We start from the raw sequence: 21,112 nt of genomic DNA on the forward strand, positions 1-21,112 counted from the left end.
CCGGAGGCCCGGAGCGGCGGGCTCCGGGCCGGACCGGTGCGGAGCTCAGTACTTGATGCCGAGCTCCCGGGCGATGAGCATCCGCTGGACCTCCGAGGTGCCCTCGCCGATTTCGAGGATCTTGCTGTCGCGCCAGAACCGGGCGACCGGGAATTCGTTCATGAAGCCGTACCCGCCGTGGATCTGGGTCGCCTCGCGGGCGTTGTCGACGGCGGCCTCGGACGAGTACAGCTTGGCGATCGCGGCCTCCTTCTTGAACGGTTCGCCGTGCAGCAGCCGGGAGGCGGCGTCCCGCCAGGCCAGGCGGGAGGTGTGCGCGCGCATCTCCATATCGGCGAGCTTGAACTGGATGGCCTGGTTGGCGCCGATCGGCCGGCCGAAGGCCCGACGCGTGCCGGCGTAGAGGACGGACTGGTCGACGCACCCCTGGGCCAGGCCGGTGGCCAGGGCTGCGATCGCGATGCGGCCCTCGTCGAGGATCCGCAGGAACTGGGCATAGCCTCGGCCACGCTCGCCCAGCAGGTTGGCCGCAGGAACGCGGCAGTCGGTAAAGGACAGTTCGCGGGTGTCGGATGCGTTCCACCCGACCTTCGAGTACTTCTTGGAGACCTGGAACCCCGGGGTTCCCGTGGGCACGATGATGGAAGAGATTTCGCGCTGTGGCGAGGAGAATTCGCCCTCTTCACTCGAACGAGCGATCGGTTCGGTGAGCGCGGTGACCGTGACCAGTCCGGTGATCTCGGTGCCGGAGTTGGTGATGAAGCACTTGGTGCCGTTGATGACCCACTCGTCGGTGGCCTCGTCGTAGCGCGCCGTGGTGCGGGTCGCGCCGGCGTCGGAGCCGCCCTCGGGCTCGGTCAGGCCGAACGCGCCCATGAGTTCACCGGAGGTCAGCCGGGGCAGCCACTCGCGCTTCTGCTCCTCCGTCCCGAAGCGGTAGATCGGCATCGCGCCGAGCGACACCGCCGCCTCCAGGGTGATCGCGACCGAGGAGTCGACCCGGGCGAGCTCCTCCAGGGTGAGGCAGAGCGCGAAGTAGTCGCCGCCCATGCCCCCGTACTCCTCGGCGAAGGGCAGGCCGAACAGGCCCATCCGCCCCATCTCCCGAACGATCTCGTAGGGGAACTCGCCCCGCTCGTAGAAGTCGCCGATCTTCGGCGCGACCACGTCCTGGGCGAACTCGGCTACGGTGCGCCGCAGTTCCTCGTACTCGCTGTTCAAGCGGTGATCGAGCATGGTGATCCTCCTGGAGCCCGGCCGGGGTGGCCGCGGGGCGTGATCGGGATGACCGGCGTCCGTCTGATGGTGTGACGAACTCACGGTGTGGTCGGAAGGGAGGCGGGGGGGGGGGGGGGGGGGTGCCGTGTGGACGGGGTGCGCCGGCCGGGCGCCGAGGCCCGGGGACCGGCCGGCGGCGGGGTGGTGGACCGTCAGCCCCGGTCGGCGCCGAGCAGCGCCTGCACGGTGCGGGACGGGCTCGGGCGGCCGAGTCGGTCGGCCATCCAACCGCTGGTGGCGACCAGGGTGCGCAGATTGACCCCGGTCCGGATGCCGAGCCCGTGCAGCATCCAGACCAGGTCCTCGGTGGCCAGGTTGCCGGTGGCGCTCTTGGCGTAGGGGCAGCCGCCCAGGCCGCCCGCCGAGGCGTCGACCGTGGTGATGCCGCAGCGCAGCGCCGCCAGCGTGTTGCTGAGCGCCTGGCCGTAGGTGTCGTGGAAGTGCACGGCGAGTTGCCCGGTCGGCACGCCCGCCGCGGCGAAGCCCTCCAGCAGGGCCGTGACCTGGCCCGGGGTGGCCACGCCGATGGTGTCGCCGAGGCTCAGCTCGGTGCAGCCCATCTCCAGCAGGCGCACGCCGAACCCGATCACCTGGGCGGCCGGGACCGGGCCCTCCCACGGGTCGCCGAAGCACATCGAGAGGTAGCCGCGGACCCGGATCCCGGCGGCGGTGGCCCGTTCCACGACCGGTTCGAACATGGCCATCGCCTCGTCGGCCGAGCGGTTCAGGTTGCGGCGGGCGAAGGTCTCGGTCGCGCTGGCGAACACGGCGATGTCGGTGGCGTGGTGGGCGAGTGCCCGGTCCAGGCCGCGCTCGTTGGGCACCAGCACCGGCAGCCGCAGGCCGGGGTGGCGGGCGGGCAGATCGGCGAGGCGCGGCACGAGCTCCTCGGCGTCGGCGAGCTGCGGTACCCATTTCGGGTGAACGAAGCTGGTGGCCTCGACCGTGCGCAACCCGGCGGCGGCGAGCCGGGCGATGAACTCGGCCTTGACCTCGACGGGCACCAGGGAGCCCTCGTTCTGCAGCCCGTCACGCGGTCCGACCTCGTGGATCCGGACCTCCTCCGGCAGCCCGGGGGCGCGGACGGGGGCTGGCAGGCCGAGGTCGAGTGCGTCGGGCTCGGACCGGGGCGAGGCGGCGGTCATGACCGCACCTCGGCTGCGGCCGCGACGGTGGCGCCGGCCCGCGGCGGTGCGTCGGCGGACCCGGCGGCCGGGGCCTGGCCGGTCGGCTCCTGGTCTGCGGGGGCGACCACGACCAGCACCTCGTCCATGGCCACGGTGGCGCCTGCGGCGACCCGCAGCTCGGCCACCGTGCCGTCGTGCGGCGCGGCGATCACGTGTTCCATCTTCATGGCCTCCAGGACGAGCAGGGCCTGGCCCTGGCGGACCTGTTCGCCGGCCGAGGTCTTCACGACGGTGACCGTTCCGGGCATCGGGGCGGTCAGTGCGCCGTGGTGGGCCGCACCGGCCGTGGTGCTCTCGCCGACGGCGTCGTAGGAGTGCACGGGCCAGGCGTCGCCGTCGATCCCGAGCCAGGTCACCGGGCCGGTGGCGGTCGGGCCGGCGGCGTTGTCGGTGGTCTGTGCAAACGTCGTCTGCAAGCCGTCGACGGTCAGGTGCAGGCGCCCGCCGGCACGGACGGCCCGGGCGCGGTGGACCGGGCCGGAGCCGAGTCGGAGTTCCACCTCGGGAGTGACACCCGGGGGAATGTCAGTGGCCTCGGCTACGTTGCCCGCAGTGATCGGACGGATGCGTACCGACACCGGGTCCTGGCCGGGGGCCCGGAGCCGGTGCGTGGTCCAGGCGGCGTCGCCGCCCATGCGCCAGCCGGAGGGGAGGGAGAACGGATCGGTCCAGCCGACGGTGTCGGTGACGGGAGCGAGGTCCAGGTGCCGTGCGAGCGCGGCCGCGTAGTAGAGGAGGTGTGCGGGGGTCGGCGCCTCGGTCGACAGGGCGCCGGAGTCCTCGGAAGGGGAGTCCGCAGCGGATTCCGGAGCGGATCCGGAAGCGGCCGGGGAGTAGGGCGAGGCCAGCATCGCGGGGTGCTGCTGCGCCGTCTGTTCGACCAGGCCGGTGTCCAGGCGGCCGGCGGTGACCTCGGGGTGTGCGAGCAGTCGCCGCAGGAAGCCGGTGTTGGTGGTCACGCCGAGGATCCGGGTGTCCGCCAGCGCGGCGCGCAGCCGGCGCAGCGCGGTCGGGCGGTCGGGCCCGTACGCGATGACCTTGGCGAGCATGGGGTCGTAGGAGCTGGTGATCACGGTGCCCGGGGCGACACCGGAGTCCACCCGGATGCCTTCGCCCTGCGGCTCGTCCAGGACGAGGATGCGGCCGCCGGTCGGGAGGAAGTCCCGCTCCGGGTCCTCGGCGCAGATCCGGGCCTCGATGGCGTGGCCCAGGAAGGAGATGTCCGGCTGGCCGAAGGAGAGGCTCTCGCCTGCGGCGATCCGCAGCTGCCACTCGACCAGGTCCAGCCGTCGGGGCCGGGCCGAGCCGGTCCCGTCGGAGTCGCCTCCGGCGGCGCTGCCGCCGATGGCGATGGCGAGTTCGGTGACGGGGTGCTCCACCTGGAGACGGGTGTTCATCTCCATGAAGAAGAAGTCCCGTACCCCCTCGGTGGGGGTGGGGGAGTCCGGGTCGAGGCCGGGGACGATGAACTCCACGGTGCCGGCCCCGGTGTAACCGCAGGATTCGGCCGCCCGGACGGCAGCTGCGCCCATCGCGGCGCGGGTCTCGGCATTGAGGAGAACGGAGGGCGCCTCTTCGATCAGCTTCTGGTGGCGGCGCTGCAGGCTGCACTCGCGCTCGCCGAGGTGGACGGTGGTGCCGTGGGCGTCGGCGAGCACCTGCACCTCGATGTGGCGGGGCCGGTCGATCCAGCGTTCCAGCAGCAGGGTGTCGTCGCCGAAGGCGGTGCGGGCGACGCGCCGTGCGGCGGCGATCTCGGTCGGCAGCTCGGCCGGGTCCCGGACCAGGCGCATGCCCTTGCCGCCGCCGCCGGCGGAGGGCTTGAGCAGGACGGGGTAGCCGATCTCCTCGGCGGCCGCGACGAGTTCCTCGTCGGTGGGCGCGGTGGCCTGGCTGCCCGGGACCACCGGCACGCCGGCGGTCCGTACGGCCTCCTTGGCGTTGATCTTGTCGCCCATCAGCTCGACGGCGGAGGGCGGCGGGCCGATGAACGCCAGACCGGCGTCGGCGCAGGCGCGGGCGAAGGCGGCGTTCTCGGCGAGGAAGCCGTAGCCGGGGTGGACGGCCTGGGCCCCGGTGCGGCGGGCGGCGGCGAGGATCTGGTCGGTCCGCAGGTAGGTCTCGGCGGCGGAGCTGTCGCTGCGGTCGGCCGGTCCGAGCCGTACCGCGACGTCGGCCTCGCGGACGTGGGGGGCGTCGGCGTCCGCGTCGCTGAAGACGGCGACCGAACGCACGCCGAGCCGCCGCAGGGTGCGGATCACCCGGACGGCGATCTCGCCACGGTTGGCGACCAGAACTGTGTCGAACATGGGAGGCGTTCCTCCGGGTCGAGGGGAGCCGTACGAAGGAGGTGGTGGAAGGGCCGGCCGCACGTCGGGCGCGGCCGGCGGTCGCATCCGGAAACCGGAGGTCACATCCGGAAGACGCCGTACGGGCCGGGCGGCGGGAGCGGCGCGTTGGAGCAGGCGGTGAGGGCGAGGCCGAGGACGGTGCGGGTGTCCATCGGGTCGATCACCCCGTCGTCCCAGAGCCGGGCGGTGGCGTAGTAGGCGTTGCCCTGGCGCTCGTACTGCTCGCGGACGGGGCGCTTGAACTCCTCCTCCGCCTCGGCCGGCCACTGCTCGCCGTGGCCCTCCAGCTGGTCGCGGCGGACGGTGGCCAGCACGGAGGCGGCCTGCTCACCGCCCATCACGGAGATCTTGGCGCCCGGCCACATCCACAGGAAGCGAGGCGAGTAGGCCCGGCCGCACATCGAGTAGTTGCCGGCGCCGTACGAGCCGCCGATCACCACCGTCAGCTTCGGGACGCGGGTGCAGGCGACGGCGTTCACCATCTTGGCGCCGTTCTTGGCGATGCCGCCCGCCTCGTACTGCCGGCCGACCATGAACCCGGTGATGTTCTGCAGGAAGAGGAGGGGGATGCCCCGCTGGTCGCACAACTCGATGAAGTGGGCGCCCTTGAGGGCCGACTCCGAGAACAGCACGCCGTTGTTGGCGACGATGCCGACCGGGTGGCCGTGGATTCGGGCGAACCCGGTCACCAGGGTCGCACCGTACTCGGCCTTGAACTCGGCGAACCGGCTGCCGTCGACCAGTCGCGCGATCACCTCGCGGACGTCGTAGGGCGTGCGCGGGTCCACCGGGACGGCGCCGTAGAGGCCTGCCGGGTCGACGGCGGGCGGCTCGGCCGAGGTGAGCGGCCAGGGCCTGGCCGGGCGCGGGCCGAGCCCGGCGACGATGGTGCGCACGATCGAGAGCGCGTGGGCGTCGTCCTCGGCCAGGTGGTCCGTCACTCCGGAGGTGCGGGAGTGGAGGTCGCCGCCGCCGAGCTCCTCGGCCGTGACGACCTCGCCGGTGGCGGCCTTCACCAGGGGCGGCCCCCCGAGGAAGATCGTGCCCTGGTTGCGGACGATGACGGCCTGGTCGCTCATCGCCGGTACGTACGCGCCACCCGCGGTGCAGGAGCCGAGCACGGCGGCGATCTGCGGGATGCCGGCGGCCGACAGCCGGGCCTGGTTGTAGAAGATCCGGCCGAAGTGGTCGCGGTCCGGGAAGACCTCGTCCTGCATCGGAAGGAAGGCGCCGCCGGAGTCCACCAGGTAGATGCAGGGGAGGCGGTTCTCCAGCGCGACCTCCTGGGCGCGCAGGTGCTTCTTGACCGTCATCGGGTAGTACGTGCCGCCCTTGACGGTGGCGTCGTTGGCGACGACGACCACCTCGCGTCCGGCGACCCGGCCGATGCCGGCGATCACGCCGGCCGCCGGCGCGGCGCCGTCGTACATCCCGTCGGCCGCCAGCGGGGCCAGTTCCAGGAAGGGGGAGGCCGGGTCGAGCAGGGTGTCCACCCGGTCGCGGGGGAGCAGCTTGCCGCGCGAGGTGTGCCGGGCCCGGGCCTTGGCGCCACCGCCGAGGGCGGCCGCGCCGAGCTTCTCCCGCAGCTCCCCGACGAGGGCCCGGTGGGCCTCGGTGTTCGAGCGGTAGGCCTCGGAGCCCGGGTCGACCGCGGTGCCGAGCCGGGGGGCGGGAGCGGTGGCTCCCGGTGGAACGGCGCCGGACCCGGCAGCCCCGGATGCCGCGCTGCCGTTGACGCCGGCGGATACACCGGCGGTTGAGATGACCATCCCAAGAGCTCCCTTGCCCTCGGCACCGAATGGGGCGGTAGGGCCAGGTGGGCCCTCGACCGTCACGTTAATGAGCGTTAACTCGTGCGGCCCAGGTTAACGGCCGATAACCCGACTGTCTACGATGGGCAGCATGCCGAACGTCCCAGCCGCCTCCGCGCTCCCACGCCGTGACCAGATCCGCAAGGAGGCCGCCCGGCTGTTCGCCGCCCGGGGCTTCCTGGGGGTGGGGGTCGACGAGATCGGCAAGGCCGTCGGTATCAGCGGCCCAGGGCTCTACCGGCACTTCGCGGGCAAGGATGCGATGCTCGCCGACCTCCTCATCGGCATCAGCGAGCGCCTGCTGGAGGAGGGGCGCCGCCGGGCGGGCGGCGGCGACGGCGCGGCCGCCGCGCTGGACGCGCTGATCAGCGGGCATGTCGACTTCGCACTCGACGACCGCGACCTGATCACCCTGCACGACCGGGAGCTGCTGAACCTCAAGGAGGAGGACCGGCGCAAGGTCCGCCGACTCCAGCGCGGCTATGTCGAGCTGTGGGTGGACGTCGTCCGGCAGGCCTATCCGGCGCTTGCCGAGCCCTCCGCCGAGCCGGTCGCGCGGGCCGCCGTGCACGCCGTCTTCGGGCTGATCAACTCGACCCCGCACAGCCTCGGCCCGGACTCCGTCCAGGGCGAGCGCGCCGGACTGCAGCGCGACGGCATGGCCGCCCTGCTGCACAGCCTGGCGAACGGCGCCTTCTCGGCGGCCGCCGAATCCACGGGCCGGCGCTGAGGCGGGCCCCGAACCCGAGGTGCACCCGGGTCGGAGCCCCGGCGCGCGAGCGGTGCGGGCCGTGCGGGCGGTGCAGGCCGTACGGCACGGGCCCTAGGTCCAAAGGAGGGTGACCAGCCGCCCCGGGGGCGGTGGGCGTTCGGCTCACCCTCGGCCACGCTGGTACCAGGCGGACCCGGTGGGCCTGCCCGGGAATCACCGCAGGCCGCGGGCTGTTGGCTCCTCAGCCGGGGTGGATTCCCCCGGCTCGGTCTGACCTGAAACCGATGGCGGCCACCCGACGGAATGGTTAGCATCCCTAAATATGCCTGAGACTCACGGATCTACGGTGGAGCTGTCCCCGAGCGGCGCGCGACCCGGCACCCGGGCCGGCACGCGGGGTGGTGCGACCACGTCGACCACGGCCCCCGATCCCGGCGGCCCCGGCAGCCCTGGCAGCGCCGGGGCCGCCGAGGGCTCCGGAGGTTCGGGCTGGCTCCGGAGGCTGATCGGCTACTGCTGGCGGTCCCGGCGGAGCGTGTTGCTGGCGTTCGGCGCCTCGCTCGTCGGCATGGCCGTGACGTCCCTGGTGCCGCTGGTCACCAAACTGATCATCGACGACGTCATCACCAAGCACACCCGCTCCCTGGCGCCCTGGGCCGTGGCCCTGCTGGTGGCGGCCGCGCTGGTGTTCGCCTGTACCCAGGTGCGCCGCTACTACGGCGGGCAGCTCGCCCTCGACGTCCAGCACGACATGCGCAGCGATCTGTTCCGCTCGCTCGGCCGACTGGACGGACACCGGCAGGACCGGCTGGACACCGGCCAGGTGATCGGCCGCGCCACGTCCGATCTCCAGCTGATCAACGGGCTGCTCTCGATGCTGCCGATGATGACCGGCTACCTGCTGATGTTCGTCATGTCGCTGGCCGTGATGCTCTGGCTGTCGCCGCCGCTCACCCTGGTCGCCCTGGTGATGGGCCCGGCGCTCTGGTGGCTCTCCACGCTCAGCCGCAAGCGGCTGTTCCCCTCCACCTGGGCCGCCCAGCAGGAGGCGGCCGCCGTCGCCGGTACCGTCGACGAGGCGATCGGCGGCGTGCGGGTGGTCAAGGGCTTCGGCCAGGAGGCCCAGGAACAGGACAAGCTGGCGGCCGCCTCGCAGAACCTGTTCGCCGCCAGACTGCGCTCGGTCCGGCTCAACAGCCGCTACAACCCGGCGATGCAGGCGATCCCGGCGCTCGCCCAGGTCGCCGTGCTCGCCCTCGGCGGCTGGCTGGCGGTCGACGGCCGGGTCTCGCTCGGCACGTTCGTCGCCTTCTCCACCTACGTGGCCCAGATGACCGGCCCGGTCCGGATGCTGACCATGGTCATCACCGTCGGCCAGCAGGCCAGGGCGGGCGTCGAGCGGGTGCTCCAGCTGATCGACGAGCGTCCGCTGGTCCAGGACCGTCCGGACGCGGCCGTCCTCGACCTGACCGCCGGGACCTCGGCGGACGAGGCCGCAGGACCGGGCCGCACCGTCGGCCCCCGCACGCCCGACCTGGCGCTGGAGTTCGACCAGGTCGAGTTCCGCTACGACCCCGAGCACCCCGCGCCCGTCCTGCACGGGCTCAACCTGAAGCTGGCCCCGGGCGAGACGCTGGCTCTCGTCGGCGCGTCCGGCTCCGGCAAGTCGACCGTGGCGCAGCTGGTGCCCCGGTTCTACGACCCGGCGGCCGGCGCCGTCCGGCTGTACGGGCACGACCTGCGGGACCTCACCCTCGACTCGGTCCGGGCGGCCGTCGGCATCGTCCCCGAGGAGAGCTTCCTGTTCTCCGAGACGGTCCGCACCAACATCGCGTACGGGCGGCCCGATGCCACCGACGAGCAGATCGTGGCGGCCGCCCGGGCCGCCCAGGCGGACGAGTTCGTCCGCGAGCTGCCGGACGGCTACGAGACCAAGGTCGGCGAGCAGGGCCTCACCCTCTCCGGCGGCCAGCGCCAGCGCATCGCGCTGGCCCGGGCGATCCTCACCGACCCGCGCCTCCTGCTGCTGGACGACGCCACCTCGGCGGTCGACCCGCAGGTCGAGGCGGAGATCCACGACGCCCTGCGCTCGGTCATGGCCGGCCGGACCACGCTGTTGATCGCCCACCGCCGCTCCACCCTCCAGCTCGCCGACCGGATCGCGGTGCTGGACCACGGCCGACTGGTGGACATCGGTACGCACGAGGAACTCGACGCCCGATGTCCGCAGTACCGGGCCCTGATCTCCGACCCCGAGGCCGGCCGCACCGCTCGGCCGGGCGCAGCCGCACAGACCGCCTCCGAAGCGACCTCCGAGGCCCCCGAAGCCCTCGCCGGACCCGCCACCCTCGCCGGACCCGGATCGCCCCGACCCCCGGTCTCTGAGCACCCGGCCTCCGAGCCCCCGGGGTCCGAGCGCCAGGCCATCGCGGACGGCGCAACCCCGGACGGCACCACCCAAGGCACCGCCACCCCGGACCAGGCCGCGGACAGCGCCCCCGCCATGCCCACCCGGGCCCTGGCCAAGGCGGCCCGTACCGCCGCCCCCGACCTCCTCGCCAAGGTCGCCGCGCTCCCGCCGGCCACCGACACCCCGGAGATCCCCCGGGACCAGGCCGAGGCGGGAGACCCGGACTTCAGCCTCCGCCGCCTGCTGCGCCCCTTCCGCCGCCCGCTCGCCCTCGCCCTGCTGCTGGTCGCGCTGGACGCGGGCGCCGCACTCGTCCTGCCGATCCTGATCCGGCACGGCATCGACGAGGGCGTCAGCAAGTCCCTGATGGCGGGCGTCACCACCGCCGCGCTCGCCGCGCTGGCGGTCGTCCTGCTGGACTGGCTGGTCCAGAGCGCGGAGAACCGGGTCAGCGGCCGCACCGGCGAGCGGGTGCTCTACACCCTCCGCCTCAAGATCTTCGCGCACCTCAACCGGCTCGGCCTGGACTACTACGAGCGCGAGCTGTCCGGCCGGATCATGACCCGGATGACCACCGACCTGGACTCACTGACCTCCTTCCTGCAGACCGGCGTGGTCACGGCCGTGGTCAGCCTGCTCACCTTCTTCGGCATCTTCGCGGCGCTGCTGATCATCGACGCGGGCCTGGCCCTGATGGTCTTCGCCGTGCTGCCGCTGCTGGTCGTGGCCACGCTGGTGTTCCGCAAGAAGTCCAAGGCCCAGTACGAGATCTCCCGGGACCTCATCAGCACGGTCAACGCCGACCTCCAGGAGAACGTCGCCGGCATGCGGATCGTCCAGGCGTTCCGCCGCCTGGACGCCAACACCGACCGCTTCGTCGCCCGGGGCGTCGCCTACCGCGAGGCCAGGGTCCGGGCGCAGCTGTACATCTCGCTGTACTTCCCGTTCGTGCAGTTCCTGTCCAGCGTCGCGGCGGCGCTGGTGCTGATCGCGGGTGCCGCGCGGGTCGAGGCGGGCACCCTCACGGTCGGCGCGCTGGTCGCGTACCTGCTGTACATCGACCTGTTCTTCGCCCCGGTCAACCAGCTGTCGCAGGTCTTCGACGGCTACCAGCAGGCGGCGGTGGGCCTGGGCCGGATCCGCGAGCTGCTGCGCACGCCGACCACCACCGCCCAGGCGCAGGCCCCGGTGCAGGTGCCGGGCGGGCTGCGCGGCGAGATCGACTTCGAGGACGTCGGCTTCGCCTACAACGGTGGCGCGGACGGCGCCCCGGAGGTGCTCGCGGGCGTCAACCTGCACATTCCCGCGGGCCAGACGGTCGCGCTGGTCGGCGAGACGGGGGCGGGCAAGTCGACCCTGGTCAAGCTGGTCGCCCGGTTCTACGACGCGACCTCCGGGTCGGTGCGGGTCGACGGGGTCGACCTCACCCGCTACGACCTGGCGCAGTACCGCCACCGGCTCGGTGTCGTGCCGCAGGAGGCGTACCTGTTCGCGGGCACCGTGCGCGAGGCGATCGCGTACGGCCGGCCCTCGGCCACACCGGCCGAGGTGGAGGCGGCGGCCCGGGCGGTCGGCGCACACGAGATGATCGTCCGCTTGTCGGGCGGCTACGAGCACGAGGTCACCGGGCGCGGGCGCAACCTCTCGGCCGGTCAGCGCCAGCTGATCGCGCTGGCCCGGGCCGAGCTCGTCGACCCGGACATCCTGCTGCTGGACGAGGCCACCGCGGCGCTCGACCTGGCGACCGAGGCGGCGGTCAACCACGCCGCGGACCGGCTCAGCGGCGGCCGCACCACGCTGGTCATCGCGCACCGTCTCACCACGGCCGAACGCGCCGACCGGGTCGTCGTCCTGGACCACGGCAAGCTGGTCGAGGACGGCACGCACACCGAACTGCTGGCCCGGGGAGGGGTGTACGCGCGGCTCTGGCAGGCGTTCGTCGCCGACGGCCACCCGGCGCCCGAGTCCGAGCCCGAGGTCGAGTCCGACCCCGAGCCCGAACACGTCGCGGGGTAGCGGGTAGCGGGTAGCCGGACAGCCGGGTCGACGACCGGGGGTGCAGGCGGCGATCGGCTCAGGTGGTTCGGCTCAGGTGGCGATCAGCGAGGACAGCAGCCCGGACGCGTCGACCCCGCGCGGCAGGTCGCTCACCTGCCCGTCCCCGACCTCGACCACCCGCCACCCCGAGCCGTCGGCCCGGTCCGCGAGGTCGGTGGTGACGAAGCGGCAGCCGAGCGCCCGGACCAGCGGCCGGACCTCGGTGAGGTCCGGCTCGGCCGGGTGGTCCGGCGTGTCCGGGTGCGGCCCGACCAGCACGGGCTCGCCGTCCAGCCACCAGACCCGGGCCTCCACCGTCCGCCGGGCCCGGGCCGCCGGGCGCCCGCCGGTGGACCGTCCGACTGCGGGCCGGCCGCCCGCGGATCCCCCTCCCTCGGGTCGCCCGGCCGTGGTCCGCGCAAACTCCTCGTAGCGGCGCAGCACCACCCCGCCGGCCAGGTACTCGCCCTGCAGCTCGACGAAGCGCTCCACCACCCGCCCGACGGCCGCCAGGTCCGCCAACTCGGGCACGTAGCAGGCCTCGTGCCAGGCTTCCTTGCGGGACTTCACATAGTCCTTGACGACGGCCGGGCCGCGGCCGCCGAGCCGCGCGACGGCGTCCGCCAGCTCCCCCTGGCAGGGCGCCGCCGCCCCGCCCGTAGCCCCGCCCGCCGCCCCGCCCGCCGCCCCGAACGCCTCCCCGGCTGCGCCACCCACGCGGGCCGGCACCGGAATCCACACACTCGACGGTGTGGCGCCCTCGAACACGCCGTACCACCCGGGCAGTTCGTGCGCCGAGGCGTACCCGGCCGCGCTGGTCAGCAGGGTGGCGCCGCGTCCGGCCAGGGCCCGGGCGAACGCCGCGTAGTCGGAGGAGGGGAGCATCCAGCCCCGGTACCAGAGCGCGCCGCAGTCCGAGGGCACCCGCCGCACCGCCTCCTCGGCGCGCCCGGCCAGCAGCGCGTCATGGTCGACGAGGTGGTACTCGCCGCCCAACTCCCTGAGCAGCCGGGCCTCCCAGGTGTAGTGCGGATCGGGGCGGCGCGGGTTGAGCGGGTCGGCCGGGAAGAGGAGCGCGGGTACGGGCATGGGCGTCAGGGTACGGCCAACGCAGGTTCCCGGTCCGGCCAACGCGACCCGGCACCGGGCCAATTCGGTCGACGGCCCGGTGCGGCGCTGCCAGAGTGTCCCGATGCGAAACCCACTGCGAGCTGTGACGCGGCCCCTGAGCCGGAAGCGGACCCCGAGACTTGCGGCCAGGACGGCGGTGCTGGACGGGAACGGCTCGGTCTTCCTGCTCCGTTCGGACAACAGCGAGGTCGGCGTGCACTGGACGATGCCCGGCGGCGGCCTGGAGAGCGGTGAGACGCCGTGGAGCGGCGCGCGCCGCGAGCTCTGGGAGGAGACCGGCTGGACCGACCTCGAACCCGGCCCGCTCCTCTGCACCTGGGAGCACGACTTCACCTGGCACGGCATCCCCGTCCGCCAGCACGAGCACATCTACCTCACCGACGGTCCGCACCGGGGCCCGGTCGGCGACGTCAGCGAGATGCACGCCACCGACGGCATCCTCGGCTGGCGCTGGTGGACCCCCGCCGACCTGGCGGACCCGGAGGCCGACGCGCTCTGGCCGCCCCGGCTCCCCGAGCTCCTGGCCGAGGTACGGGCGGGCCGGCTTGCGGGTGGGCGCGAGGTGGTGCCCGTAGACCTCGGCTACGTCCCGAACGCCCCACGACCGTAGCCACCCGCAGCCGGGTACCCGGCCCCGCCGCCGACGGGTGGCCCGGCCGGGGTCAGGTGGACCGTCCGCCGCGTCGGCCCGGCCGCCCCGCCGGGCCGACGCGCCAGCCGTGCAGCTCCAGCTCCCGGTCGTGCAGGGCACCGGGGTTGATCAGGACCGACAGCTGCGCCTCGGCCAGCTGGTCGAAACGGAGGCCGGTGGCGTCCAGCAGCTGCTCGGTGGGCACCGAGACGGCGATGGCGGACCGCCAGGCGGGCAGGACCACCAGGCTGGTGCCGCGGCCGACCCGGACCGGCTCGGCCGCCACCCGGACGGGGCGGCGCTCCTCCGGTCGCCCGGTGGCCTCGGGGAGGTTCGGGGTGCCGCCGATCAGGATGCCCAGCGGTGTCTCGGCCGCCGGGGCGGCCGCGGCGGGAGCGGCCGGCCGGGCCTCGGCGGCTGTGCGCGGCCCGTTCGGCGGAGCACCTGCACCGGACCCTGTCCGACCCGACTCGCTCGCGGTGGCCGACGCCCCGGCCCCCGGGGTCTCCGGGTGCATCCGGCGCAGCCGCCGTGACGGCGAGGGGCGCTTGGCCAGGCCGGTGCGCAACTCCTCCCGGGGGGCCCGCAGGACGGGGACGGCCGTCTCGTCGCCCGGCTCCGCAGGGAGCCGGAGCCGGGTGAACCCCTCCGCGCCGCCGGCTGCGGCCCGGCCCTCGGCCAGCAGGGCTTGCACCTCGGCCACCGGCCGGCGGCAGGCGGCGGCGAGGTCGTCGACCGAGCGCCCCCGGTCGTGCGCTGTCCGCAGCCGTCCGGCCAGACCGGCCCGCAGCCTGGCGGCCGTCGGCTCGCCGTCGCCCGGAACGCCGCCGCCGCCACCGTCGCGGTTGCCGCTGTCGTTGCCGCCGCCGCCCGACCCGTCGTCAACACCGCGACCGCCGTCAACACCACGGCCGTCAACACCGCGGCTGTCGTCGCCACCGCGACCGTCGCCGCCCTCGGCGTCGGCCGCCGTCCGCGGACGCGGCACGGAGCCATCCAGTCCCGAGCCCGCAGAACGCTGCGAACCGGCGGAACGCTCCGCGCCCGCCGCGCCGGACGGTCCCGGCTCGACCGGTCCCGCCGCCGCAGCGATCGAGCAGAGCGGGGCGGCGGGAGAGGCCGAGGGCCGGCCCCCACCGGGCTGCGCGGAGGGGCCGGCCGCGGTGGAACCGGACGCGGAAAGGCCGGGGGAGGACGAATCGGGTGCGGTCTGGTCGAGCGTGGTCATCGGCACGAGCCCTTCGGGGTACGGTCCCGATGATCCTCCCGCACCCCGCGATCAGCTCCAAGCGCCCGCCGCCCGGTTGTGGGCCACGCCACCGCGACGCCACCGCAGCGCCACCACACGGCCGGGCCCCGGCCGGGCCCCGTCCCGACCCGGCCGGTCGGCTCAGGCGCCGGGCGCGACGAAGCCCTTCAGGTCGGCCAGCACCGCGTTCGCCGCCATGACGCCGAGTCCGAGGAACCACGTCTCGTCCGAAACCGGCCGCGCCTGACCGGACTTGACCCCGCCGAGGGTCTTCCACAGCGCCCCGCCGAGGACCGCGTCCTGATTGGTGGAGCTCGGCGATCCGTACACGCCGTAGAAGATCCAGTCGGCGTCCGCCTTGTCGATCTGCTCGGGGCTGATCTCGACGGCGAGCTCCTTGACCTGCTCGATCTTCGGCTGCGGCAGCGGCACATCGGTGAGGATGGTGCCGATGAAGGACAGCTCCGCGTAGAGCCGGGTCTTGCCCGGCATGAAGCGCAGCGGGGTGATGGTGGGCCGCTTGTCGCCGAGCTTGCCGCCGATCGCCGCGGCCGCGGCCTGGTACGCGTCGAGCTGCGCCCTGGCCTCCGCCTCCAGACCGAACGGGCTCGCGTTGAGCTGGAAGTTCTGCTTCCACGGGTAGCCGGGGCGCAGCGAGAACACCGTCGGCGCGATTTTGGAGAGCTGGGCGTACTGGTCCTGCGCGCGCAGCTGGCTGCCGAGGATCAGGTCGGGCTTGAGCGCGGCGATGGCCTCCAGGTTGAGGCTGTTGATGGTGCCGACGTTGGCCGGGCTGCCGGCCTTGTCCTTGAGGTAGGACGGCATGGCCTTGGAGCCGTCGGTGTAGACGACGCCGACCGGCTGGATGCCGAGCGAGACGACGTTGTCGAGCTCGCCGGTGTCCAGCACCACGACCCGGACGGGCTTGGCCGGGACGACCGTCTCGCCCATGGCGTGCTTGACGGTGCGCGGGTAGACGCCCGGGGCGGCGTCCGTGCCGAAGCCCTTCATCTTCTCGATCACGGCGGCGTAGTCGTCGCCGCCCTGCTTGACCGACTTCTGGTTCGGCGCGGAGCCGGACGAGGCCTGTGCGGTGCCGCCCGCCGAGCCGCCCGCGGATCCGCCCGAGCTGCCGCAGGCGGTGAGCAGCCCGCCGAGGCCGAGGACGGCTCCGCCGCTCAGGCCGGCGGCGAGGAGGCTCCGCCGGGAGACGCGGCTGACGGTCTGGTTGCCGGGGGTGGGGGACACGCGGCACTCCTTCGGGGTCGAAGTTAGGTCAGGCAAACCTATCCGAACGTCCCGCCGGGTCGATCCAGCCCCTTTCCCGTCGCGGGGAAAACATCTCAAAGCATGACATAAGGAGCAAATCAATTAGGTAACGACCCTTTGAAATAAAGGTACACGCCCGTGAGGTCCATGCATCCACTGCCCACTGGTCCCATCCAGGGTCAGAATCGAAGAGAGTGGTTCAGATCACCAAGAGTTGGTCTACTCAACCTTCGGTACCCCCGCCTAGGGTGCGCTGGTGTTTGATCAGCAGCTCTCAGAGCACGGAAGCAGCGGACGGGCAATGGCGCCCGGCGCTCCGGCGGGTGCCCCGGACAGTGGCATCAGTGGTGGCGTCCCCGATCCGGGGACCACGGGGGCAGCGGGGGACACGGCGGGGGACAAGGGCCTACGGGGCAACTCGGTCGGCCTGCTGGGCAGCGTCGTCCTGGGTGTCTCCACGGTCGCCCCGGTCTACTGCCTGACGGCCACACTCGGGCCGACGGTCACCGCCGTCGGCGTCCAGATGCCGGCGGTCTTCCTGGCCGGCTTCCTGCCGATGCTGCTGGTCGCCTTCGCGTACAAGGAGCTCAACAAGGACTTCCCGGACTGCGGCACGTCCTTCACCTGGACGGTCAAGGCCTTCGGCCCCCGGATCGGCTGGATGGCGGGCTGGGGCCTCACGGTCGCCACCATCATCGTGCTCTCCAACCTGGCCGGGGTGGCGACGGACTTCCTCTACCTGATGCTCGGCGAGATGACCGGCAGCACCTGGGTGGCGGAGCTGGACCAGAACCAGGCCGTCCACCTGCTCACCGTGGTCCTGCTGATCGCCGGCGCCACCGCGATGAGCTACCGGGGGATGACCGCGACCAAGTGGTTCCAGTACAGCCTGGTCGGCCTCCAACTCGCCGTGCTGCTGCTGTTCTCGGCCATCGCCATCGGCAAGGCCGCCTCCGGAGACCTGCCGGACTCGATCGGTTTCTCGGCCTCCTGGCTCAACCCGCTCCAGGTCGGCTCGTTCAGCGCCTTCACGGCCGGCCTGTCGCTGTCGATCTTCATGTACTGGGGCTGGGACACCTGCCTCACCATGAACGAGGAGACCCAGGGCAGCGCCAAGACCCCGGGCCGGGCCGCGATGATCTCGATGGTCACCCTGGTCGGTTCGTACCTGCTCGTCGCGATCGCCTCCCAGATGTTCGCGGGCGTCGGCAGCACCGGCAACGGTCTCGGCAACCCGGAGACCGCCGACAACGTCTTCGCCACGCTGGCCCGGCCGGTGCTCGGCTCGCCGTGGAGCATCCTGCTCTTCCTGGCCGTCGTCGCCAGCGCCGCCGCGAGCCTGCAGACCACCTTCATCCCGGTGGCCCGCACCCTGCTCGCGATGAGCGCCTACCGCGCCGTCCCGCCGCGCTTCGGCAGCGTCCACCCGCGCTTCCGCACCCCCGGCTACGCGACCGTCGCCGCCGGGGTCGCCACCGCCGCCTTCTACGTCGGCATGAGCCTGATCAGCGAGGACGTCGTCCAGGACACCATCCTGGCCCTCGGACTGATGATCTGCTTCTACTACGCGCTGACCGCCTTCGCCTGCGTCTGGTACTTCCGCCGCTCGCTCCGCGGCAGCCTGCGCGACCTGCTGCTCAGGGGCGTCGCCCCGCTGCTCGGAGGCCTGCTGCTCAGCGGCGTCTTCCTGCAGACCCTCACCGACGCCTGGGACCCGGAGTACGGCAGCGGCGCCGTCCTCGGCATCGGCTCGGTCTTCGTCATCGGGGTCGGCATCCTGCTGCTCGGGGCCGTTCTGATGACCTGGTACGGCACCCAGCGTCCGGAGTTCTTCCGCGGCGAGACGCTGCGCACCGACACCCCCGCACTCGTGGTGGAGGACTGACACCGCCGGGGATAGACGCTATCCTCCATGGCATGAAGCGCTTCGCAGGTCTCAACTGGTGGCCGTCCTAGGACGGCCACCAGTCACGCCTGACCAGGGCCGTCCGGATGGACGGCCCTGTTGCGTTCTCCGCGGGCGGGGCCCCACCCGGACGGCCGACCATGATCGCCGCACCGAGGAGAGCCCCATGACCGCCCCCGCCATCCAGACCCCCACCGCCCGCGCTGCCGCCCAGACCGCCCCGACCGGCGCCGCCCCCGCCCCTGCCGCCGCTCCCGGCACCGCGGCCCTCGACGAGGCCGTCCGGCGCGACCCCGTCGGCCAGCGCGTCCTCACCGGGGACCGCCCCACCGGCCCGCTCCATCTGGGCCACTACTTCGGCACCCTGCAGAACCGGGTCCGGCTCCAGGGCCTCGGCGCCGAGATGTTCGTCGTCATCGCCGACTACCAGGTGATCACCGACCGCGACATCGCCCACCGCCTCGCCGAGCACACCGAGAACCTCGTCCTCGACTACCTCGCCACCGGCATCGACCCCGAGCGCGCCACGATCTTCCCGCACAGTGCCGTCCCCGCCCTCAACCAGCTGCTGCTGCCCTTCCTCAGCCTGGTCAGCGTCGCCGAACTCGGCCGCAACCCCACCGTCAAGGACGAGATCGCGCACTCCAGCCAGGCCACCGTGAACGGGCTGATGTTCACCTACCCCGTCCACCAGGCCGCCGACATCCTCTTCTGCAAGGCGCACCTCGTCCCCGTCGGCCAGGACCAGCTGCCGCACCTCGAAGTGGCCCGCACCGTGGCCCGCCGCTTCAACGAGCGCTACCCGCTCCCCGGCGGCACCGGCGTCTTCCCCCAGCCCGAGGCCCTGCTCTCGGCCGCCCCGCTGCTGCTCGGCACGGACGGCGCGAAGATGAGCAAGAGCCGCGGCAACTCCATCCCGCTCTCCGCCGACGAGGACACCACCGCGCGACTGATCCGCGGCGCCAAGACCGATGCCGAACGGCGGATCGGCTACGACCCGGCCGACCGGCCGGAGGTCTCCAGCCTCGTCCTGCTCGCCGCGCTCTGCCAGGGCCGCGCGCCCGAGCGGATCGCCGAGGAGATCGGCGACGGCGGCGCCGCCGCGCTGAAGCGCACCGTGACCGAGTCCGTCAACGAGCACCTCCGCCCGATCCGCGCCCGCCGCGCCGAACTCGCCGCCGACCGCGGGTACATCCGCCAGGTGCTGCGCGACGGCGCCGAGCGGGCCAACGCCGTTGCCGACGCCACGCTCACCGAGGTCCGGGCCGTGATGGGATCACTCTGAAGGCCGCTGGGCATACCTCCTACCGGAGGCACCACCGGCCCTGAGCGCACATCACCCCACCCTGGAAGGAACCCGGCCATGGACCAGCACCTGCCCACGCCCGGCCGAGGGCTGACCCGCCCGCCGCACCTCCGCCCCGGGGACCACGTCGCCGTGGTAGCCCCCAGCAGCCCGATCGACCCCGAGCGGCTCACCGCCGGGTGCGCGATCCTGCGCTCCTGGGGGCTGAGGGTGACCGTCGCCCCGCACGTCCTCGACACCCACCCCGTCCTCGGCCACCTGGCCGGCACCGACGCCGACCGGGCCGCCGACATCCAGGCCGCCTGGCTCGACCCCGACATCGACGCCGTCATCTGCGCCCGGGGCGGCTACGGTGTGCACCGCCTCGTCGACCTGCTCGACTGGGACGCCCTGCGCGCCGTCCCGCCCAAGGTGCTGATCGGCTTCAGCGACGTCTCCTCCCTGCACGAGGCCTTCGCCCAGCAGCTCGGCATCGCCACCCTCTACGGGCCGATGAGCGCGGCCGCCTCCTTCACCACCGACGGCCCGACCGCCGAACACCTGCGCCGCACCCTGTTCGAGCCCGCCGCCACGACCGTGCTCACCTCGCCCACCGCCACCGCCCTCGTCCCCGGACGGGCCCGCGGCATCACGGCCGGAGGCTGCTGCCACGTCCTCGCGGCCGAGCGCGGCACGCCCGCCGCCCGCCCCTCCTTCGCCGGCAACATCCTGGTACTGGAGGACGTCAACGAGCACCCCTACCAACTGGACCGGCTCCTCACCCAGCTGCTGCGCTCCGGGGCCCTCGACGGCGTCGCCGGAATCGCCCTCGGCTCCTGGGAGGGCTGCGGCCGCGCGGACCGGGTCCGGGACGTCATGCTCGACCGCCTCGGCCCGCTCGGTATACCCGTCCTCTGGGAGCTGGGCTTCGGGCACTGCCCGTCCACCCTCACCGTCCCGCTCGGCGTCCCCGCCCTCCTCGACGCCGACGCCGGCACCCTGACCCTGGAGGTCCCCGCCCTCGCCGACCGGTGAGGCGTGCCGAGGCGGCTCTCAGGCTTGCCGAGGCTCGTTGTGCGGCGGGGGCCGATGAGTAGGGTGCGGCCATGAACGAGGACACCCTCACCTCCCTCGCCCTCGGCCTGCTCCGCGGTCCGGGAGGCAACGCCCGCACGATCCTCGGACTTGCCGGCCCGCCCGGCGCCGGCAAGTCCACCCTCGCCCGGCACCTGGTCGCGGAGGTCCAGCGCGTCGAGGGCCCCGGCAGCGCGGCCTACCTCCCGCTCGACGGCTTCCACCTCTCCGCCGCCCAGCTCGGCCGCCTCGGCCTGCTCCACCGCAAGGGCGCCCCCGCCACCTTCGACGCCCAGGGCTATGTCGCCCTGCTGCGCAGGGTCGCCGCCGATCGCTTCCAGGACATCTACGTCCCGGACTTCGACCGCGACCTCGACGAACCGGTGGCCGCCCGGCACGTGATTCCACCGCAGGCCCGCCTCGTCGTCACCGAGGGCAACTACCTCGCCGCCGCCGAGTCCCCCTGGTCCGAGGCCCGCCGACTGCTCCGCGAACTCTGGTACGTCGATGCGGACGACGCAGTCCGCGAGGAGCGGCTGCTCGTCCGCCACCGGGCCGGCGGTCGCGACGAGGCCACCGCACGGCACTGGGTGACCACCAACGACCACCCCAACGGCGAGTACGTGAAGGAGGGCCGCTCGCTCTGCACCCGGATCGTCCGGGCGGAGGGTTTGCCTGTGGCCCGGGATGGGCGTAGTGTTCTCTAGTCGCTCGGCTGGGAGCACCGGACACGCATTGGCGCGGACGGTCCCGGGGCGGCCAATCCACTGAAACACCACTT

14 protein-coding genes are annotated in these 21,112 nt (G+C 73.3%); 7 read left to right on the top strand and 7 right to left on the bottom strand.

The window, feature by feature from the left end; translation table 11 throughout:
• Positions 1 to 45 precede the first annotated feature (45 nt).
• The 4 genes from ACGFZP_RS29860 to ACGFZP_RS29875 form a co-directional block, all read right to left on the bottom strand.
• On the bottom strand, positions 46 to 1,236 hold the full coding sequence (locus ACGFZP_RS29860; RefSeq protein ID WP_392938986.1) for an acyl-CoA dehydrogenase family protein: 1,191 nt from the start codon (positions 1,234 to 1,236) through the stop codon (positions 46 to 48).
• Between the two features lie 194 nt (positions 1,237 to 1,430).
• On the bottom strand, positions 1,431 to 2,423 hold the full coding sequence (locus tag ACGFZP_RS29865; RefSeq protein WP_392938988.1) for a hydroxymethylglutaryl-CoA lyase: 993 nt from the start codon (positions 2,421 to 2,423) through the stop codon (positions 1,431 to 1,433).
• Positions 2,420 to 4,774 (bottom strand): acetyl/propionyl/methylcrotonyl-CoA carboxylase subunit alpha, encoded by a 2,355-nt coding sequence (locus ACGFZP_RS29870; RefSeq protein WP_392938989.1) that lies wholly within the window; start codon positions 4,772 to 4,774, stop codon positions 2,420 to 2,422. The genes ACGFZP_RS29865 and ACGFZP_RS29870 overlap by 4 nt, the downstream gene beginning before the upstream one ends.
• A 101-nt stretch (positions 4,775 to 4,875) precedes the next feature.
• Positions 4,876 to 6,585 (bottom strand): carboxyl transferase domain-containing protein, encoded by a 1,710-nt coding sequence (locus ACGFZP_RS29875; RefSeq protein ID WP_392938991.1) that lies wholly within the window; start codon positions 6,583 to 6,585, stop codon positions 4,876 to 4,878.
• A gap of 133 nt (positions 6,586 to 6,718) precedes the next feature.
• Here ACGFZP_RS29875 and ACGFZP_RS29880 point away from each other — a divergent pair, with 133 nt between their 5' ends.
• Together ACGFZP_RS29880 and ACGFZP_RS29885 are read left to right on the top strand one after the other, a co-directional pair.
• Positions 6,719 to 7,357: a TetR/AcrR family transcriptional regulator gene (locus ACGFZP_RS29880; RefSeq protein ID WP_392938993.1), complete on the top strand. Its 639-nt coding sequence runs from the start codon at positions 6,719 to 6,721 to the stop codon at positions 7,355 to 7,357.
• 304 nt (positions 7,358 to 7,661) lie between these two features.
• Positions 7,662 to 11,765 carry an ABC transporter transmembrane domain-containing protein gene (locus tag ACGFZP_RS29885; protein WP_392938995.1) on the top strand — a complete coding sequence of 1,368 codons (4,104 nt, stop codon included), beginning with the start codon at positions 7,662 to 7,664 and terminating at the stop codon, positions 11,763 to 11,765.
• Between the two features lie 72 nt (positions 11,766 to 11,837).
• On the opposite strand, the gene ACGFZP_RS29890 is transcribed toward ACGFZP_RS29885, so the two are convergent.
• Positions 11,838 to 12,875 carry an ATP-grasp domain-containing protein gene (locus ACGFZP_RS29890; protein ID WP_392938997.1) on the bottom strand — a complete coding sequence of 346 codons (1,038 nt, stop codon included), beginning with the start codon at positions 12,873 to 12,875 and terminating at the stop codon, positions 11,838 to 11,840.
• A 124-nt stretch (positions 12,876 to 12,999) separates the two neighbouring features.
• Here ACGFZP_RS29890 and ACGFZP_RS29895 point away from each other — a divergent pair, with 124 nt between their 5' ends.
• Positions 13,000 to 13,527 (top strand): NUDIX hydrolase, encoded by a 528-nt coding sequence (locus ACGFZP_RS29895; protein ID WP_392938998.1) that lies wholly within the window; start codon positions 13,000 to 13,002, stop codon positions 13,525 to 13,527.
• Between the two features lie 52 nt (positions 13,528 to 13,579).
• Here the strand turns inward: ACGFZP_RS29895 and ACGFZP_RS29900 are convergent, their stop codons facing one another.
• The gene (locus ACGFZP_RS29900; RefSeq protein WP_392938999.1) at positions 13,580 to 14,536 is read right to left on the bottom strand and encodes a hypothetical protein; all 957 of its coding nucleotides are present in this window, start codon (positions 14,534 to 14,536) and stop codon (positions 13,580 to 13,582) included.
• Positions 14,537 to 14,938: 402 nt separating this feature from the next.
• Complete coding sequence (locus ACGFZP_RS29905; protein ID WP_392939000.1) at positions 14,939 to 16,045, bottom strand: ABC transporter substrate-binding protein; 1,107 nt, start codon at positions 16,043 to 16,045, stop codon at positions 14,939 to 14,941.
• Between the two features lie 322 nt (positions 16,046 to 16,367).
• Between ACGFZP_RS29905 and ACGFZP_RS29910 the strand changes: the two genes are divergently transcribed.
• The 4 genes from ACGFZP_RS29910 (at position 16,368) to ACGFZP_RS29925 (ending at position 21,038) form a co-directional block, all read left to right on the top strand.
• Complete coding sequence (locus ACGFZP_RS29910) at positions 16,368 to 17,951, top strand: APC family permease (RefSeq protein ID WP_392939001.1); 1,584 nt, start codon at positions 16,368 to 16,370, stop codon at positions 17,949 to 17,951.
• A gap of 187 nt (positions 17,952 to 18,138) precedes the next feature.
• Complete coding sequence (gene trpS / locus ACGFZP_RS29915; RefSeq protein ID WP_392939003.1) at positions 18,139 to 19,257, top strand: tryptophan--tRNA ligase; 1,119 nt, start codon at positions 18,139 to 18,141, stop codon at positions 19,255 to 19,257.
• Between the two features lie 78 nt (positions 19,258 to 19,335).
• Positions 19,336 to 20,292: an LD-carboxypeptidase gene (locus ACGFZP_RS29920; protein ID WP_392939005.1), complete on the top strand. Its 957-nt coding sequence runs from the start codon at positions 19,336 to 19,338 to the stop codon at positions 20,290 to 20,292.
• Positions 20,293 to 20,363: 71 nt separating this feature from the next.
• Entirely contained in the window at positions 20,364 to 21,038 is a 675-nt protein-coding gene (locus ACGFZP_RS29925; protein ID WP_392939007.1) for a nucleoside/nucleotide kinase family protein, read from the top strand.
• Positions 21,039 to 21,112: the final 74 nt, after the last annotated feature.

This window comes from Kitasatospora sp. NPDC048239, assembly GCF_043202015.1.
GTDB lineage: Bacteria > Actinomycetota > Actinomycetes > Streptomycetales > Streptomycetaceae > Kitasatospora.